The sequence below is a fragment of the Mycobacterium sp. 852014-50255_SCH5639931 genome, assembly GCF_001665605.1.
GTDB lineage: Bacteria > Actinomycetota > Actinomycetes > Mycobacteriales > Mycobacteriaceae > Mycobacterium > Mycobacterium paraffinicum.
In genome coordinates, this window is sequence record NZ_LZSV01000004.1 from 167,063 (window position 1) to 184,444 (window position 17,382).

Sequence of the window (17,382 nt, forward strand, 5' to 3'; positions counted from 1 at the left end):
ACCCGGAAAGGGAGTGCACCACCCCGTGGCGTCCGTCATCGACACCGTAGTGAACCTGGCCAAACGTCGCGGCTTCGTCTTTCCTTCGGGAGAGATTTACGGCGGCACCCGGTCGGCGTGGGACTACGGCCCGCTGGGAGTGGAACTCAAGGAGAACATCAAGCGGCAGTGGTGGCGATCGGTGGTCACCGGACGCGACGACGTCGTGGGCATCGATTCGTCGATCATCCTGCCGCGGCAGGTCTGGGTAGCCTCCGGCCACGTCGAGGTTTTCCACGACCCACTGGTCGAGTGCCTGAACTGCCATCACCGGCATCGCCAGGACCACATGCAGGAGGCTTACGCGGCGAAGAAGGGAATCGACGACCCCGACTCGGTGCCGATGACGGAGATCGTCTGCCCGGATTGCGGAACCAAGGGCCAGTGGACGGAGCCGCGCGAGTTCAACATGATGCTCAAGACGCACCTCGGGCCGATCGAGACCGAGGAGGGCTTGCACTATCTGCGTCCGGAGACCGCGCAGGGCATCTTCGTCAACTTCGCCAACGTCGTCACTACCGCGCGCAAGAAGCCGCCGTTCGGTATCGGCCAGATCGGCAAGAGTTTCCGCAATGAGATCACGCCGGGCAACTTCATTTTCCGAACCCGCGAGTTCGAGCAGATGGAAATGGAATTCTTCGTGGAGCCGTCGACCGCGAAGGAATGGCACCAGTATTGGATCGACACCCGCCTGCAGTGGTATCTCGAGCTGGGTATCGACCCGGAGAATCTGCGGTTATTCGAACACCCCGCCGAGAAGCTTTCGCACTACTCCGACCGGACCGTCGACATCGAGTACAAGTTCGGCTTCGCGGGCAACCCGTGGGGCGAACTGGAGGGCGTCGCCAACCGGACCGACTTCGACTTGTCCACGCACGCAAAACATTCCGGCGCCGACCTGTCGTACTACGACCAGGGCACCGATACCCGGTACATCCCATATGTCATCGAACCGGCGGCCGGGCTCACGCGGTCCTTCATGGCGTTTCTGATCGACGCCTACACCGAGGACCAGGCACCCAACGCCAAGGGTGTGATGGAGAAGCGCACGCTGCTCCGGCTGGATCCGCGGTTGGCCCCGGTCAAGGCCGCGGTGCTGCCGCTGTCCCGGCACGCCGACTTGAGTCCCAAGGCTCGGGACCTGGCCGCCGAATTGCGCACGTGCTGGAACATCGATTTCGACGACGCCGGCGCGATCGGGCGCCGCTACCGGCGCCAGGACGAGGTGGGGACGCCGTTCTGTGTGACGGTGGATTTCGACTCCCTCGAAGACAACGCCGTCACGGTGCGCCGGCGCGATGACATGACACAGGAGCGCGTCGCGATGAACGCCGTCGCGGACTACTTGGCGGCGCGGCTCAAGGGTTGCTGACCGGCGCTGGCACCGCCGGTTCCGGAACTCCCGCCTTGCCTGTTGACCGGCATGGACACGCCGCCGCCACGTAATTAAACGTTTCGTAAAAAACCGTATTTGGGTAGCCGATTGGCTTAGGCTCGATCCGAATGTTGCTCACGTGTCTAGTCGCCGGGGGTGGGTGTCGGTTCGTGTGGGTGTAGGTGTCGTTGACTCGGTAGTCGGTGGGTTAGGGATGCGATGATTCCAGCTTTTATGCTGTTCCCCCCCGAGATCAACTCTGCCCTGATGTATGGGGGCGCCGGCCCTGGCCCACTGTTGACGGCGGCCTCGGCCTGGGAAGCACTGGCGGCGGACTTGGCGGCTGCGGCGGCGTCGTTCGAGTCGGTTGTGACGGGAGTGGCTGCCGGCCCCTGGATGGGCCCGTCGTCGGTCGCGATGGTGGCGGCGGCGACGCCGTACCTGCAGTGGCTGATGTCGGCCGCCGGGCAAGCCGAGTTGGCGGCGGCCCAGGCGACGGCGGCGGCGGGGGCCTATGAGGCGGCGTTCATGGCGACGGTGCCCACCCCGGAGGTGCTCGAGAATCGCCTCCGGCTGCTCATGCTGATCGCCACGAACTTCCTCGGTCAGAACACCCCGGCGATCGCGATGACCGAAATCGAGTACATGGAGATGTGGGCCCAGGACGTGGCCGCGATGGTGGGCTATCACATCGGGGCGCAGACGGTGGCGGCGACGCTGCCGGCGTTCAGCGCCCCGCCGGTAGCCCTGGGTGGACTGGCGGGGCTGGTGACGGCGCCGCTGGACTTCGTGTCCCAGGCTTTCGGAGCGTTCTCGTCGCTGGGGGCCGGCTTTGTTTCGCAGCTGCAGGCGGTGCTCGGGGCGTTCTTCCCCGGCCTCTCGTTACTCTCATCGATGCCGGTCACGACGATGACCGCCCTGGCACCGATTGGGATGTACCCCGCGACCGCGCTGATGTCCCCGATGATGGTGCTGGCCCAAAACGTCGGGCCGGCGGCACCCTCGATGGCCGGTGTCACCACCGTGGCCGGGCAGGCCCCGCTCGCCACCGGCGGCCTGCAGGCGCCGCAATCGCTCGGTGGGCTGGGCGTCGCCACGGCCGGGTTGGGCACCGCGCGGTTCGTGGGAGCGATTACGGTGCCTCCGACCTGGCAGGGGTCGATGCCGGTGCCGGCGGTCCTGACGAGTCTCGCGGTGCCGGCGCTGGGCACCCAACTACCGACCCCGATCGCGACGGGCGGATCGTCCCCCACGTCGGCCGCACCCGCCGGTTCCACCCCGGCCATGGCCATGGCGATGGACGATCGGGACGCCGACAAAGACAAGACCGACCGGAGGGGTCGCCGCGGCGGCGAGAACCCGCACGTGGTGCAGCCGCGGCCCAAGGTGGTGCCGCGGACCAAGGGCGGATAGCGGGGAGCCGCCGCCGTTCGCAGGCGCTGAGCCCGCTCGCCGGCTCCGGCTTGGGCGTCGGGGATGCCTGCGGAAGCAAATCCACGTTTTTTCGGGTAATTGTCTGAAGTTTGGCTTACGATGTGCCTGCTTGCTGTTATTAGGTTCGGCCACAGCATCCGAAAGTCGGCTGTGGAAGGAGGCAACATGCTTTTGCCTCTTGGTCCGCCGTTACCAGATGACTCGGTGTCGGCGGTTCGGGGTGAGTCGGGGATGCTCGGTGGCCTGTCGGTTCCACTCGTTTGGGGTGTGGTCGTGCCGCCGGATGACTACGACCATTGGGCCCCGAAGCCGGAAGTGAGTGTCGATCCCGGCGAACCGGCGGCCGATGTCCCCGCCCCGGCCGCGGTCGGTGACGCCAAAGAATGGAACGAGTGGCAGCGGTGGGAAGGCGAAGCCGAACCCCACTTCGACGTACCGCGCAGCGGAGGCGTGATTCCGCATTCACCGGCCGCCGGTTGACCGCCGCGTTCTAGGGCGAGCGGCTCAGAATCGGCCGCCGCCGCCCATGAAGCCGCCGCCGGAGGATCCCCCCGAAGACCCGCCGAACGATGTGGGACTCCAGCCGCCGAAGCCGCCCCGCATGCCCCCACTGAGCAGGTTGCCGATGATGATGCCGCCCAGCATTGCCCCCATGTCGCTGCCCCCGCGCCGCGTGTAGGCGCGCTGAATCGCTTGCACATCGGCATTGGCTAACGACTGCGCCTGGGCGGCCAGCGTCGACGCCGCGTTGGCGTGGGAAATCGCCTCGGTCGGGTTCGTCGCCCTCTTGTCCCGCGCGGCTTGCAGGTGCCGGGTGGCTTCAGCCAGCCGGGTGCGGGCCTCCGGGCCGATGCTGCCGCGACGCGTGTCGATGTAGTCGGAGGCCGCGCGCACCCGTGACTCGGCGGTGAACAACGCCTGCTCCAATGACCGGTTGAGCTGCTCGGCGGTGGCCCGCTCCTGCGCCAGGGTGACCAGCAGCCCGTTGAGGTCGGCATCCGCTTTGGCTAACTGGGCGAACGCGCCGAGCGGGTCGGTGGAGCCGCCGGCACGCGCGCCGTCGACGGCCCGCGTGGCCGCATCGCGCGCCGCGCGCAGATCGCCGGTGTGAGCGGTTGTCTCCGCTCTCTGCAGGAGATCGCCCGCCCGTTTGATGTCGGCCTCAATGTCGGCCATGGCAGACGGCAGCCGGTCGATGGCATGCTGGATGTCGGTGGCCGCGTTGTCCACCGAGTCGAGTAGCGCCCGCGCCTGCCCGAGCGCGGACTCCGCGGCGCGGAACGCGTCCACCAAGCCGGCCTGCCGGCCGCTGACGGCTTCGGCAGCCAAATCCCGGGCGGTGCCGATGTTGCGGTCGGCGAACGCCAGCCGCTCCTTGGCGGCCGAGACATTGCCAGATACGGAAGTCAGTGCGGTGGCGTCGAATTGGTCGTGCAGTTCGGCCAGCCGCTGCTCTGACGGCGCTATCCGGGAGGTGAGCTCAACGTATTGCTGGGTGAGCGCGTCGAGCCGCGACGGGGCGTTGATCACCAGATCGCGCAGGTTCTCGAACGCCTCGGTCTGCGACTCCAGTTCCGCATCGGCGCGTGCCGCAGACATGACGACCCGGGTGAGCAACTCGCGGCGCTGGTCGGGCGTCTCCGGTGTGCTGTCGTCCAGTTGCTGTCGTACCGTGAACGCTTGGGCCAGAGCGGCTTTCGCGTTGGTCACGGCTTGGGTGAAGGGTTGGGTCCGCTCTTCACCGAACTCGGCGATCGCCAGGTCGAGTTCGTTGGAGCTGGTTCGCACGGCGTTGTCGACGTCCACCACGAGTACGCGCGACAGGTCGTCGAGGGCCTGCAGCGGCACGGCGGCCAGCGCTTGGGAGTCGGTGGGGTCGACCCGTCGGGCCGCGGCCAATTCGGCCGCGCGCCGGCGCCGACCGCGATAGCGCATGACCAACAGCAAGGCCGCTACCGCGACGAGAATGATCGCGAGCGTGACCAGCAGGGCCACCCGGCCCGACGAACCCGGTGACGTGTTGAGCCCGTTGGCCGCCGCGACCGCGGCGCCGCTCCAGTCGCCGTTGTGCAAGGCGGGCTCGATCTTGTTGTGCCGCAAGTCATCGACCTGGCGGGCGTTGACGCTCTTGACGGTGGACGGCACCAGGAAGGCGTAGGCACGGCCGGCGGTGGCGACGGCCAGCAGGGCGTCATAGTCACCCAGATCGCTGGTACGCACCGTGCGCTGCGCCCAGTTCGCCGGGCTCTGGCCGGAAAAGTCGTCGACGTAGACCACCCACAGCCGGATGTGGCGATCCGTGTACAGCTTGCGCACCGCCGAGGTGACCGCCGCACGGCCGGATTCCGACAGGGCACCCGCATTGTCGGTGACGTAATCCGCCAGCCGGAACGGGGGTTGCGCGCCGGCCCCGGGTGCCACCAGCAGTCCGCCGCTGAAAGCAATTGCGAGGATGACACCTAGCAGCCGGGCAGTGCGCATGACGTCAATCTAGCCCCGCGGCGACGCGGGCAAAGAGCCGTGCGACGGAGCGGTCCGCCGTCCCGCGTTCCCTGGCAGACTGTGCTGCGGTGACTAAGAAGGCGGACATGAATCGGCAAGACCCCTACGACGACTTCGACCGTCAACGGCGGGTACGCGAAGCGCCGAAGACTGCCGGCCTACCGGGTACGGAAGGTCAGCACCGCACCGACTTCGCCCGGGACCGGGCCCGGGTACTGCACAGCGCCGCGCTGCGCCGGCTTGCCGACAAGACCCAGGTCGTCGGGCCCCGCGAAGGTGACACCCCACGCACCCGGCTGACGCACTCGCTGGAGGTCGCCCAGATCGGGCGGGGGATGGCGGTCGGCTTGGGTTGCGACCTCGACCTGGTCGAGCTGGCCGGCCTGGCCCACGATATCGGCCACCCCCCGTACGGCCACAACGGCGAGCGCGCCCTGGATGAGTTCGCCGCCGACTACGGCGGTTTCGAGGGGAATGCGCAAAACTTCCGCATCCTGACCAGCCTCGAGCCCAAAGTGCTTGACGAGCAAGGCAATAGCGCGGGGCTCAACCTGACCCGCGCCTCCCTGGACGCGGTCACCAAGTATCCGTGGTACCGCGGCAGAGGGCTGGGTCAAGAGAGAAGGAAGTTCGGGTTCTACGACGAGGACCGCGAGCCGGCGGCCTGGGTTCGCGCCCGCGCGCCGGAGGGCCGGATGTGCCTGGAAGCGCAGGTGATGGACTGGGCCGACGATATCGCCTATTCGGTCCACGACGTCGAGGACGGCGTCGTCTCTCAGCGCATCGACCTGCGCGTGCTCGCCGACGACGACGAGGCGGCCGCCCTGGCCAAACTGGGCGAGAGCGAATTCTCCCGGGTGAGCGCCGACGACTTCATGGCGGCCGCCCGGCGGCTCTCCGGGCTGCCGGTGGTCGCCGCCGTCGGCAAGTACGACGCCACGCTGGCCGCGGCGGTCGCGCTCAAGCGACTCACCAGTGAATTGGTCGGCCGGTTCGCCTCGGCCGCCGTTGCCACCACGCGCGCCGCGGCCGGGCCAGGGCCGCTGGTCCGCTACCGGGCCGACCTGCTGGTGCCCGACCTGGTGCGCGCGGAGGTCGCCCTGCTGAAAATCCTGGCGCTGCAATTCATCATGTCCGATCCGAGACATCTCAACACCCAGGGCCTGCAGCGTGAACGGATCCACCGGGTGGCGCGGTGGCTCTACTCCGGGGCACCCCAGACACTCGACCCGGTCTTCGCCGCGGCGTTCACCACCGCGGCCGACGACCGCGCCCGGCTACGTGTCGTCGTCGATCAGATCGCCTCATATACCGAGGGCCGGCTGGAACGTATCGACGCGCGTCAGGCCACCGGTTAGCCGCTACTCGGCCGCAGGTCATCCCACGGCAGCCCCCTCGTCGCCGCGGGCTAGGCTGCCCGACATGACCAAATTCAGCGGTATCGCCACCCTCGCGGTGGGGCTTCCCGTCGTCGCCATGACCGCCTGCAGCTCACCCCAACAGGCGAGCACCCAGCCCGGCACCACCCCTCCGGTGAAGAGCGCCCCACCGGCGTCGTCGGGTGAGACGACGACGCCCGCGCCCAACGGCGAATCGCTCACCGCGCAACTGAAGACGCCGGACGGGCGGTCGGCTGCCACGGCGACGTTCGACTTCACCGGCGGGTACGTGACCGTCACCGTCAAGACGGTGGCCGGCGGCATCCTGTCACCCGGCTTGCACGGCCTGCACGTCCACGAGATCGGCAAATGCGAGCCCAACTCGGTCGCCCCGACCGGCGGTCCGCCCGGAAACTTCCTGTCCGCCGGCGGCCACTACCAGGCGCCCGGACACACCGGCAAGCCGGAGAGCGGCGACCTGTCGTCGCTGGAGGTGCGTTCGGACGGCTCGGCGTACCTGGTCACCACCACGGATGCGTTCAACCGGGACGAGCTGCTGGGCGGCAACAAGACTGCCTTGATGCTGCACGGCGCCCAAGACACCGACACCGCGATGGAACGGGTGGCATGCGGCGTCATCGGAACCGGATAGCCGGCCGGTTCGGCGCTCTAGACTGAGCCGATGTCCAGCCCGGCAGGTTCGTGGGGGCACCACCCGCGCGCGGGGGAGGATGACGCCCGGCCAAGGGGCCGGGGCCGGATTCCCGATCGTGATATCGCCGCCATCCGCGAGCGGGTGCGCATCGACGAAGTCGTCGGCGATTACGTCCAATTGCGGCGCGCCGGTGCCGATTCCCTCAAGGGCCTGTGCCCGTTTCATGACGAGAAGTCGCCGTCGTTCCACGTTCGCCCCAACCACGGCCACTTCCACTGCTTCGGTTGCGGGGAGGGCGGCGACGTCTACGCCTTCATCCAGAAGATCGAACACGTCACCTTCGTCGAGGCCGTCGAGCTGCTCGCCGACCGCATCGGCCACACCATCAGCTACACCGGCCCGGCGACCAGCGTGCAGCGCGACCGCGGCAGCCGCAGCCGGCTCGTCGCGGCCAACGCGGCCGCGGCGGAGTTCTACGCGGCGGCGCTGGAATCCGACGAGGCGGCACCGGCCCGCCAGTACCTGACGGAACGGAACTTCGACGCCGAGGCGGCCCGCCGATTCGGGTGCGGATTCGCGCCGTCCGGGTGGGACTCACTGACAAAACATTTGGTGCGCAAGGGTTTCGAGTTCAAGGAGCTGGAAGCGGCCGGCCTGTCGCGGCAGGGGCGGCGCGGCCCGATCGACCGCTTCCACCGCCGGCTGTTGTGGCCCATCCGCAGCGCGGCCGGCGAGGTGATCGGGTTCGGCGCCCGCCGCCTTTTCGACGACGATCCGATGGAAGCCAAGTACATCAATACCCCCGAGACGCTGCTGTACAAGAAGTCGTCGGTGATGTTCGGCATCGATCTGGCCAAACGCGACATCGCCAAGGGCCACCAGGCGGTCGTCGTCGAGGGCTACACCGACGTGATGGCGATGCATCTGGCCGGCGTCACCACCGCCGTGGCGTCGTGCGGCACCGCATTCGGCGACGAGCATCTGTCGATGCTGCGCCGACTGATGATGGACGACAGCTTCTTCCGCGGGGAGCTGATCTACGTCTTCGACGGTGATGCGGCCGGCCGCGCTGCCGCGCTCAAGGCCTTTGGCGGCGAGCAGAATCTGGCGGGGCAATCCTTCGTCGCGGTGGCCCCGGACGGCATGGATCCCTGCGACTTGCGCTTGAAGTCCGGCGACGGCGCGCTGCGCGACCTGGTCGCGCGGCGCACCCCCTTGTTCGAATTCGCGATACGCACCGCGATCGCCGAGATGGACCTGGACAGCGCCGAGGGCAGAGTCGCGGCGCTGCGCCGCTGCGTGCCGATGGTGAGCCAGATCAAAGACCCCACGCTGCGCGACGAGTACGCCCGCCAGCTCGCCGGCTGGGTGGGCTGGGACGACGTGGCGCAGGTCATCGATCGGGTGCGCACCCAGGCCAAGAAGTCGCCGGCCCCGGCGCGGGGCGGTTCCGCCCCGAACGCCCCCCGCGGCGCCGCTCAGCAGCCCCGCGGGGCGGCCCCGGGCCGCCCCGCCGCCGCACTTCCCGACCCTCGTGACCCGACGCTCAGGCCGCAGCGTGCGGCGCTCAAGTCGGCGTTGCAGTATCCGGCGCTGGCCGGGCCGGTGTTCGACACGCTCCCCGTCGAAAGCTTCACCCATCCCGGTTACGCCGCCGTGCGCGCTGCCATCGAGGCCGCGGGCGGCACGTCGGGCGGCATCACCGGGGCACAGTGGATCGACGCGGTGCGCCAACGCGCCGGCTCAGACCTGACCGCCGGGCTGGTCAGCGAGCTCGGCGTGGAGGCCATCCAGGTCGACGACGACGAGAAGCTGGTGCGTTACATCGCCGGCGTGCTGGCCCGGCTGCAGGAAGTGTGGATGGGCCGGCAGATCGCGGAGGTGAAGTCCAAGCTGCAGCGCATGTCGCCGATCGAACAGGGCGACGAGTACCACGCGTTATTCGGTGACCTGGTAGCCATGGAGGCCTACCGGCGCAGCCTGCTGGAGCAGGCTAGCGGCGACGATCTGACGATGTGAGGGCCTCCTCGGCCGGTTGCTCGGCACCGCGCTCCAAGATGGCCGTTTGATCGTCGATCTCGGCAACGGTCACGAACCCCGCGTCCGGGGAGATCCGATTCGCGATCTTGCGGCGTCCCCCTTGGATCACCGACTTGGCCACCGGGCTGCTGGTCAGCGCGCGATAGGTGCCGACGATCTGCTCGTATCGGCGACGCCCGGCCTTCGAGCCCAGCACGTAACCCAGTCCCAGCACCACGACATACCGGATCAAAGCGTTCCTCCCGACTAGCGACCGTTCCCATCCTGCCTCACCCGCCCCGGTGCGTGCGCGCCCGATCCGGTCCCCGGGCGAGACGAGGTCGGTCCTGTCCAGTTGGGTGCGGTTATGCCAGTACGCTAGAGTCGTCCCGCGGTCGTGTTGATCCCCTGTAGCTCAATTGGCAGAGCGTTCGGCTGTTAACCGATAGGTTCCTGGTTCGAGTCCAGGCGGGGGAGCAAGGTTGAGACTCAGTGTCCGGCGCTCTGGCCGCCGTCGATGTGGAGGGTCTCCCCGGTCACAAAGGTCGCGGTCTCCAGGTACCGAACCCCCTCGATGACGTCGGCGATGGCGCCCATCCGGCCCAGCGGATGCATGGCGGCCAGCGCGGCCGTGTCGTCGTCGGCATGCATCGGCGTGGCGATGTTGCCCGGGGAGATGGCGTTGACGCGGATCCCGCTGCGCGCGTACTCGATGGCCAGCGATTTGGTCACCGCCGCCAGGCCGCCCTTGGTGAGGGCGGTCAATCCCGCGGGGACCGCGGAGTTGGCCTGGTCGAGCAGCGACGTGGTCATGTTGACGACGTGGCCGCCCCAGCCTTGCGTCAGCAGTAGGTGCTGGCCTCGATGCCGCTGCGCGTGTGGCGTACCGATGAGGTGACGCCGCTGGCGCCGCACCCGAACGACCCCGGAGCCTAACTATCCGAAAGGCGCTAGTCGTACGCCGGGGTCCACACGGTGTCGAGGACGGCCTGCCGCGGGTCGGCATGCGTCCTTGTGGCCACCCCGCCGGCGACGGCGGCGTGATACACGGCTTCGGCGACCGCAATCGAGATGGCGCGTAATTCCCTGACATCGGGGAGCAGTGAATCCCCGGCCTTTGACGGGCTGGCCTGTCGCACAACGGCTTTCGCTGCCGCCTGCAGCATGGCCTTGGTCAGCAGCCGGGCCCCGGCGACGATGATGCCCAGCCCGATTCCGGGGAACACCAGCACGTTGTTGGCCTGGCCGATGGTGTAGGTAGTGCCGTCGTATTCGATCGGCGCGACGGGGGTGCCGGTGGTGATCAGCGCCTTGCCGTCGGACCACTGCAGCACGTCGGCCGGCATGGCTTCCATGCGCGACGTCGGGTTGGACAGCGGGAAGATCATCGGTCGCTCGCACGATGCGGTCATGGCCTGCACGACCTTCTCGGTGAAGGCGCCGAACACGGCCGAGGAGCCCAGCAGGATGGTAGGGGAGGCGAGCTTGATGGTGTCCACCAATCCCACCCGATCCGCGGCTGCTTGTCCCGCTCCCAAGCCCAGTTGGGCGCGATTCTTCGCGTAGGGAACCTGGAAATCCCGCAGGTCCTCCATGTCGTCGAATAGCAGGCCCTGCTTGTCGATCGGCCAGATCTGCGCCGTGGCCTGCTCGATGGTGGCGCCGTCGGACACCATCGCGTCGCGAATCTGATCGGCCACCCCGATCCCGGCGGTGCCGGCCCCGAAGACGACGGCCCTCTGGTCGCGCATCGGCACACCGGTGACGTGGCATCCGCCGTACACGGCCGCGACGACCACCGCGCCGGTTCCCTGGACGTCGTCGTTGAACATGCAGTATTTGTCGCCGTAGGTGTGCAGGATCCGCCGTGCGTTGAGGGGCCCGAAGTCTTCGAAATGCAGGATCGCCTTCGGGAACAGCCGGTGAGCGGTTTCGATGTAGCGATTGACGAAGTCGTCGTATTCGGCGCCGCGGCGCCGGGCGTGACGATTGCCCAAGTAGAACGGATCCTGAAGCAGTTGTTCGTTATTGGTGCCCACGTCAAGGGAGACCGCGATGCAGCGACGGGGATCGATGCCGGCCCCGGCGGTATACAGCGCCAACTTGCCCACCGCGATCTGGATGCCGCCCACGCCCCAGTCGCCGATGCCCAGGATCGCTTCGGCGTCGGTACACACGATCAGGTCGACGTCGTCCGGTTCCAGCCCGAAAGTCGCGAAGGCGGGCTCGATCTCGTCGGGCTCGTCGATGCTCAGGAAAAGCCCGCGCTGTCCGCGGTACTCGTCGGAGAACCGTTGAATGGCCTCCCCGACGGTGGGCGTGTAGACCACCGGCATCAGTTCCGGCAGATGATCCTCCAGCACCTTGTAGTAGAGCAGTTCGTGGCGGTAATGCAGCTGCTCCAACAGCAAGTTGCGCCCCAGATCCGTTGCCAGGGTCTGCAATTGATGCCAGACCCGGTCGGCCTGCTCGTCGAGCGTGAGCACCGCCGGTGGGAGCCGTCCGGTCAGACCCAGCTGCCGCCTCTGCTCGTGTGTGAAGCCGACCCCACGGTTCAGACTGGGCGAGGACAGCGCCGCCGGGATCTTCGGCGCGTGCGGGTCGCTCATCGCAAATCTCCGTCCGTGACTCGGGACCTTACGGCAACCGTAGCGTCGATCGCGGCGATCGCATCTTGAGCGGCATTCGCAGCGCCGCGGCCGCGGGTCAAGCCAACAGAGGTTGCAGCGCCTGTCGCAGGTCAGCGGCCTTGGGGACACCCGCGGTGCGGTACCGCTGCCGGCCGTCGGCGTCGAAGATGAACGTGGTTGGCAGTGACAACACCGAAAGCCGCTTGGCGACGGCAGGATTGGCGTCAATGTCGATTTCGAGATGCATCACGTCGGGGAGATCGCTGCAGACTTGCTCGACCACGCGACGCACCGAAGCGCACGGACCGCACCATGCTGCGGTGAAATGGACGACTGTCGGACCCGCCTCGGACAAACCGAGATCTGCAGCGTCCCCTGGGAGATCAAGACTTGTCTCTCGAAGCACCCCGGACCGTCGATTGATCATCGCTCCTGCCGCAGTGGCGGCCCCGAGCGCAGCGATCAGCGCCGTCCCTGCGATCACAAGAGTGCTCAATTGGTCCTCAGATAGAAAAATCTTCGCCGTGCCACACGCCGGCTTCCGGTGGACGGATGACACGTCCGAATTGTTGCCCGTTGTTGGAGGCCTCCAGCTTGGCGACCCGGGTGAGGAGGGACTGGAGGCTGACGCCCACGAGGTCGGGCATCATCGAGTCGTCGGGGCTGTTTCGGCCGTGGCGACTGATGACCTGGCCGGGAACCCCGATGACTACGGCGCTCGACGGAACCTCTTTTACCACGACAGCGTTGGCGCCGATCCGGCTGTCATCGCCGATCTTGATCGCTCCGAGCACCTTGGCGCCGGCACCGATGGTCACCCGGTCACCGATGGTCGGGTGGCGTTTCCCGGTATCCCGTCCGCTGCCGCCAAGCGTGACGCCGTGGTAAATCGTCACGTCCTCGCCGACTTCCGCCGTCTCGCCGATCACCACTCCGGTGGCGTGGTCGATGAAGAGGCCCGGGCCCAGGGCGGCACCGGGGTGGATGTCGACTCCGGTCAAGATGCGGGTGACTTCGTTGAGTATCCGCGCGGCCAGCCGGGCGCCGCGGTTCCAGAGCCAGTGGCTGATCCGGTAGCCCCAGATGGCATGCACGCCCGGATAGGCGAAGATCACCTGCAGCGTGGTCGGGGCAGCGGGGTCGCGCTCCCTGGCGGCCCGGATGTCTCGGCGTATGGCGTCGAGCATGGTTAACCCGCCAGATCGGCGAACAACGGCGTGCTGAGATACCGCTCGCCGAAATCAGGCAGCACGACGACGACAAGCTTCCCGGCGTTTTCTGGGCGGCGGGCCACCTGCAGGGCGCCGACCACCGCGGCACCCGACGAGATGCCGACCAGCAAGCCCTCCTCGCGTGCCAGCCGACGTGCCACGTCCATGGCCTCCTCGTTGCCGACGGTGATGACCTCGTCGATGAGTTCCATGTCGAGTACCGGGGGCACGAATCCGGCGCCCAGGCCCTGGATGGGGTGGGGACCCTTTTGTCCGCCCGAGAGCACCGGCGACGCTGCCGGCTCCACGGCGACGAACTGCGCTGACGGCTTGCGTTCCTTGATGACCTCGGCGACCCCCGTGATAGTCCCACCGGTGCCCACGCCGGCCACGAAGATGTCAACCTTGCCATCGGTGTCGCGCCACACCTCTTCGGCGGTGGTCTTGCGGTGGATCTCCCGGTTCACGGGGTTTTCGAACTGTTGGGGCACCCAATACCGTTGGTCGCTCTTGGCCAGCTCCTCGGCTTTGGCGATCGCGCCCGGCATGCCCTCGGCGCCCGGCGTCAGGACGATCTCGGCGCCCAATGCACGTAGCAGCATCCGCCGCTCCATGCTCATCGTCTCCGGCATAACCAACACACAGCGGTAGCCGCGGGCCGCAGCCACCAGCGCCAGGGCGATACCGGTGTTTCCGCTCGTCGGTTCGAGGATGATCGTGTCGGGCTTGATCAGGCCCGCTTGCTCGGCCGCGTCGATCATCGCGACCCCAATGCGGTCCTTCACGCTGTTTCCCGGGTTGAAGAACTCCAGCTTGGCTACGACGTCGGCGGCCGCCCCGTCGGTGACCCGGTTCAGCCGGACCAGCGGAGTGTTTCCAATGAGTTGTGTGACGTTATCTGCGATGCTCATCTGTCTTCCTCAGGCGATGTTGGTTCAAGCTTCGTCGGCCTACCAGGTGATGTCGAATTCGATGGCGACGCGAGTGCGGATGGGCAATATGGTCATCGGCGGGTTGATCCTTCTGAAGATTGACTAACGCTTAGACGCGGCCACTGGGTGCTACCTGTGCGAGCGGCCCGCAAACCTGGAGGAAACGCGAGGGTTTCTGCGGCGTCAGAGAATCAACAACAACGACAACAGCAGTGCACGGCGGTGCGGCACGTAAGGACAAGGCACGGCTGGGTGGCCTGTTGCATAACGCCCACTATAGGACATTCGACAATTTCGCCGGTTGAGCTGATCGTTTGCTGAGTACCCGGTGCCGTTTCACACCCGCCAGCGGGCTCTCGGACACAAGGCGCTCAATGCGGAGGGCATCGCGGTGCGCGGGTCATCACTGCGCGCAGCCCTCCTGCGGCGCCTCGGCTTGGGGCCACTGTTCGGCCATCGTTCGCGTTCTACAACACGTTCGAGGGGATCGACGTCTTCCTGGCGGCGGTGCGCCGGATCGCCGAGGGCGCACCGACGTCGGGTGACCGCGCCGCCTGCCGCCGTTGCACGGTTAAGTGCTCGGGTACCAACCGAATCCGCGTGAGGTCAGGAGCACGATGCCTAGTGAGACCACCGCGACGACGGTGAGTCCGATGACCGCGACGACCAGCGGGCGCCACCCGGTGCGGGCGATCTGGCGAATGTCGGTGTTGAGCCCGACGCCGGCAAAGGTCAGCAGAAACGCCCATTTCGACACGTTGGCGAGGTTGGCGGTTTGGCCCTTGGTCAACCAGCCCGCGGTCGCGATCGCCGAGACCACGAGGAAGCCGAGCACGAACTTCGGGAACTTCTCCCAGATGAACGCGGCCTTGGCTTTCGCGCCGGGCGCGATCTCGTCGGCCTGCCCGCGCCCCGCCCAATAGAGCGCGAACCCCAGGACCACGAATCCGATCAGAGCGTTGCGGGTCGATTTGACCAGCACGGCGATCTTGCCGGCATGATCGGAGAACAAATACCCGGTGGCCGTGGTCTCGGCGGTGTTGTCCACCGACAGCCCCGCCCACAGCCCGAATTCGTTGTCGGTCAGCCCGATCGCGTGCCCCAGGGGCGGCAGCACGAACAGCGACACCGCTCCCAAGGCCAGGATCGCCGCGATCGCGTAGCTGACGTCGGCGTTGCGGGCGCGGATCGCCCCCTTGGCCGTCACGATGGCCGACACCCCGCAGATGGATGTGCCGATCGCCAGCAGCGAGCCCAGCTTGCCCGACAACCCGAACGCACGCGCCGCGACGATGATGATCGTCCCGGCGATCGTCATGTCCACCAGAATCTGCACCAGGCCGATACCGCCGAGTTTGGCGACGTCGCCGAGGACGAATCGCGAACCCAGCGCCACGATCCCGACCTTGAGCCAGAATTCGTAAGTTTGCACGCCGGGCCGGAAGATCGGGTGCAGGCCGATGGTGTTGGTGATGAGCAGCCCAATCACGATGGCCCACAACACGTATTCGATGTCCGGCACCGTCCAGTGGTGGTGCTTGGCCACGGTGTTCCACCAAATCTGCGCGTACTTGCCCAGCACGCCGACCCCGATCAGGAGCAGGATGCCCGGGACGTAGTCGAGCGGACGCGTGCTGCTGAACGTGGCCTCGGCCGACGTTTCGTCGGGTTCGACGCGAACCGTGCTCACGCGATTACCAAGGGATCTTCGGGAGCACGTTGGCCACCGCTAGCGCGACGATCACGCCGGCCACCGCAGTAGCCCAGCAGTCCACCGATATCGAGCCGAGCCTCGCGGGCCGGGCCGACCGTTGCGACGTCTCTTGCTCGCGCCCGTCACTCGGCGCGCCTTCACCCACGATGATTGCTCCTCGTTCACTGTGGCCCTGGGCGCCACATTCTGTGCGAATAGTGGCGTCTTGGGCCGCGGCGACCAAGTGATTGGCTCGCCCTGAATTTAGGTGGCGTGCGCGGCTCCGGCTCCGGTCAGGTTGGCAGGCCGAGCTTCTCGGCATCCGCACGGTACCGGTCCACCCACTCGTCGGAGCGCTGGTCGGCCTGACGTGCCAGTACCGGCTCGGGCGCCAGCCGCGGGTCGAGCCCCAACGCCTCCAGGATGGCGGCGACCACCTGAGTCAGGTTGCGCCACAACACCGGATACGGAATCTCCATGGGCTTGACGTCTTCCTCGGCGAACCAATTCCGCCAGCCCTCGTTCTGGGCGCGCAGCATGGTGACGACGTGCGCGATCGCGCCGGCGTGATAGGTAGCGCGCGCATCGCGAGCCGGGTCGGGTCGTCCTCGCCACACTCGCGTCTGCACCGCCCGCCAGAACGACACCGCCTGCGAAATCACGTCGGGGCGGTACACATAGATGAACAGCGGCTCTTCACCCACCACGTCGGTGATCGCGGCCAGCAGACCGTCGCCGCTGCGATTCGGCAGATTCTTCGCGCGGTTCAACAAGAGCGGCGTCTGGTTCCACATCAGCTTGCCGCCCCATATCCCGTTCGGCGTCCTGCCGACCGTGCGGATGTAGTCGCGCCAGATCTCGGGCGGCGCGAGGTCCGGCGTCCCCGCATCGAGCGGGTCGAGCAGGTTCAGGATCGACTCGTCCTCCACGCCGGCGAACCACTCGCGTGGCTGCGGCGCCTGGCTGGTGACCGGCAGGTACTGAAAGAACTCCTGCGGTTCACCGGCGACGCCGGTCGCGCGCAGCGACTCGACCAGCAGTGTGCTGCCGCTCCGCTGGGACGCCAGCACCAGGTAGGAGGACGGGGTGCCTGTCACCGTGTCAGCTTATCCGCACCGAATTGCTCGTGCAGGTGGTGCGTTTATGCTCACCCTGAACGTAACCCTTGCTGTGAAAAACAATTATCCGAACCGTGTCGGTTGGCGGCGATAGCCGCACGGGACGGTGGCCGTGAGTGCTCAACGAGGTTGTCGGAAGATGGAAACTCGTCGGACGACGAGTTGCGATTCCGCGTCCCCATCGCCGATGTGCTCCGGGAAGAATGTGACGTTGGCCGCATGCCGCCCCAGTGGTCCCCGCGCCCCGCCGGGTAGACGTCCCCATGGTCTGAACGCGGTCGCCGCACGACCAGTTGGCAGCGGCCACATCCAGGGATTATGCGTGCCATCGCGGCCGGGTGCGCGGAATGGCATACGCCTGACCCGAGTCCGGTCGGCCCCTGTCTCGATTTCTT

16 protein-coding genes, 1 tRNA gene and 1 pseudogene are annotated in these 17,382 nt (G+C 67.3%); 8 read left to right on the forward strand and 10 right to left on the reverse strand.

What is annotated here, in order from left to right:
- Positions 1-13 precede the first annotated feature (13 nt).
- The 3 genes from A5758_RS03940 (at position 14) to A5758_RS03950 (ending at position 3,328) form a co-directional block, all read left to right on the forward strand.
- Positions 14-1,411, forward strand: coding sequence for a glycine--tRNA ligase (locus A5758_RS03940; RefSeq protein WP_067212630.1), 1,398 nt, complete (start codon positions 14-16; stop codon positions 1,409-1,411).
- A 222-nt stretch (positions 1,412-1,633) separates the two neighbouring features.
- The gene (locus A5758_RS03945; protein WP_067736686.1) at positions 1,634-2,827 is read left to right on the forward strand and encodes a PPE family protein; all 1,194 of its coding nucleotides are present in this window, start codon (positions 1,634-1,636) and stop codon (positions 2,825-2,827) included.
- 252 nt (positions 2,828-3,079) lie between these two features.
- Entirely contained in the window at positions 3,080-3,328 is a 249-nt protein-coding gene (locus A5758_RS03950; RefSeq protein WP_067736689.1) for a hypothetical protein, read from the forward strand.
- Positions 3,329-3,352: 24 nt separating this feature from the next.
- Here the strand turns inward: A5758_RS03950 and A5758_RS03955 are convergent, their stop codons facing one another.
- Positions 3,353-5,329 carry a TPM domain-containing protein gene (locus A5758_RS03955; protein ID WP_067736693.1) on the reverse strand — a complete coding sequence of 659 codons (1,977 nt, stop codon included), beginning with the start codon at positions 5,327-5,329 and terminating at the stop codon, positions 3,353-3,355.
- 107 nt (positions 5,330-5,436) lie between these two features.
- Between A5758_RS03955 and A5758_RS03960 the strand changes: the two genes are divergently transcribed.
- The 3 genes from A5758_RS03960 (at position 5,437) to dnaG (ending at position 9,403) form a co-directional block, all read left to right on the forward strand.
- Positions 5,437-6,708, forward strand: a complete 1,272-nt coding sequence (locus tag A5758_RS03960) for a deoxyguanosinetriphosphate triphosphohydrolase (protein ID WP_067736697.1) — start codon at positions 5,437-5,439, stop codon at positions 6,706-6,708.
- A 64-nt stretch (positions 6,709-6,772) separates the two neighbouring features.
- Positions 6,773-7,381: a superoxide dismutase family protein gene (locus A5758_RS03965; RefSeq protein ID WP_082939563.1), complete on the forward strand. Its 609-nt coding sequence runs from the start codon at positions 6,773-6,775 to the stop codon at positions 7,379-7,381.
- Positions 7,382-7,411: 30 nt separating this feature from the next.
- Positions 7,412-9,403, forward strand: coding sequence for a DNA primase (gene dnaG, locus A5758_RS03970; protein ID WP_067736701.1), 1,992 nt, complete (start codon positions 7,412-7,414; stop codon positions 9,401-9,403).
- Here the strand turns inward: dnaG and A5758_RS03975 are convergent.
- Positions 9,378-9,656 (reverse strand): hypothetical protein, encoded by a 279-nt coding sequence (locus A5758_RS03975; protein ID WP_067736704.1) that lies wholly within the window; start codon positions 9,654-9,656, stop codon positions 9,378-9,380. The genes dnaG and A5758_RS03975 overlap by 26 nt on opposite strands.
- Before the next feature lie 151 nt (positions 9,657-9,807).
- Between A5758_RS03975 and A5758_RS03980 the strand changes: the two genes are divergently transcribed.
- Positions 9,808-9,880: transfer RNA gene (locus tag A5758_RS03980), tRNA-Asn, on the forward strand.
- A gap of 12 nt (positions 9,881-9,892) precedes the next feature.
- Here A5758_RS03980 and A5758_RS03985 read toward each other — a convergent pair.
- The 5 genes from A5758_RS03985 to cysK all read right to left on the reverse strand — a co-directional run bounded on the left by A5758_RS03985 (position 9,893) and on the right by cysK (position 14,155).
- Entirely contained in the window at positions 9,893-10,318 is a 426-nt protein-coding gene (locus A5758_RS03985) for an SDR family NAD(P)-dependent oxidoreductase (RefSeq protein WP_231987215.1), read from the reverse strand.
- A gap of 35 nt (positions 10,319-10,353) precedes the next feature.
- Positions 10,354-12,012 carry an NAD-dependent malic enzyme gene (locus tag A5758_RS03990; protein ID WP_067736709.1) on the reverse strand — a complete coding sequence of 553 codons (1,659 nt, stop codon included), beginning with the start codon at positions 12,010-12,012 and terminating at the stop codon, positions 10,354-10,356.
- Positions 12,013-12,109: 97 nt separating this feature from the next.
- Entirely contained in the window at positions 12,110-12,529 is a 420-nt protein-coding gene (locus A5758_RS03995) for a thioredoxin family protein (RefSeq protein ID WP_067212590.1), read from the reverse strand.
- A gap of 7 nt (positions 12,530-12,536) precedes the next feature.
- A complete protein-coding gene (gene cysE, locus A5758_RS04000) occupies positions 12,537-13,220 on the reverse strand; it encodes a serine O-acetyltransferase (RefSeq protein WP_067736712.1) in 684 nt (227 codons plus the stop codon).
- Between the two features lie 2 nt (positions 13,221-13,222).
- Positions 13,223-14,155: a cysteine synthase A gene (gene cysK / locus A5758_RS04005; protein ID WP_067212597.1), complete on the reverse strand. Its 933-nt coding sequence runs from the start codon at positions 14,153-14,155 to the stop codon at positions 13,223-13,225.
- A gap of 385 nt (positions 14,156-14,540) precedes the next feature.
- Here cysK and A5758_RS26460 point away from each other — a divergent pair.
- A pseudogene (locus A5758_RS26460) lies at positions 14,541-14,719 on the forward strand (aminotransferase class V-fold PLP-dependent enzyme); the annotation flags it as partial.
- Positions 14,720-14,747: 28 nt separating this feature from the next.
- On the opposite strand, the gene A5758_RS04010 reads toward A5758_RS26460, so the two are convergent.
- The 3 genes from A5758_RS04010 to A5758_RS04015 form a co-directional block, all read right to left on the reverse strand.
- Entirely contained in the window at positions 14,748-15,866 is a 1,119-nt protein-coding gene (locus A5758_RS04010; protein ID WP_067736715.1) for a YeiH family protein, read from the reverse strand.
- A gap of 4 nt (positions 15,867-15,870) precedes the next feature.
- Positions 15,871-16,035, reverse strand: coding sequence for a hypothetical protein (locus tag A5758_RS25995; RefSeq protein ID WP_197503730.1), 165 nt, complete (start codon positions 16,033-16,035; stop codon positions 15,871-15,873).
- Between the two features lie 127 nt (positions 16,036-16,162).
- A complete protein-coding gene (locus tag A5758_RS04015; RefSeq protein WP_067736718.1) occupies positions 16,163-16,966 on the reverse strand; it encodes a Stf0 family sulfotransferase in 804 nt (267 codons plus the stop codon).
- Positions 16,967-17,382 lie beyond the last annotated feature (416 nt).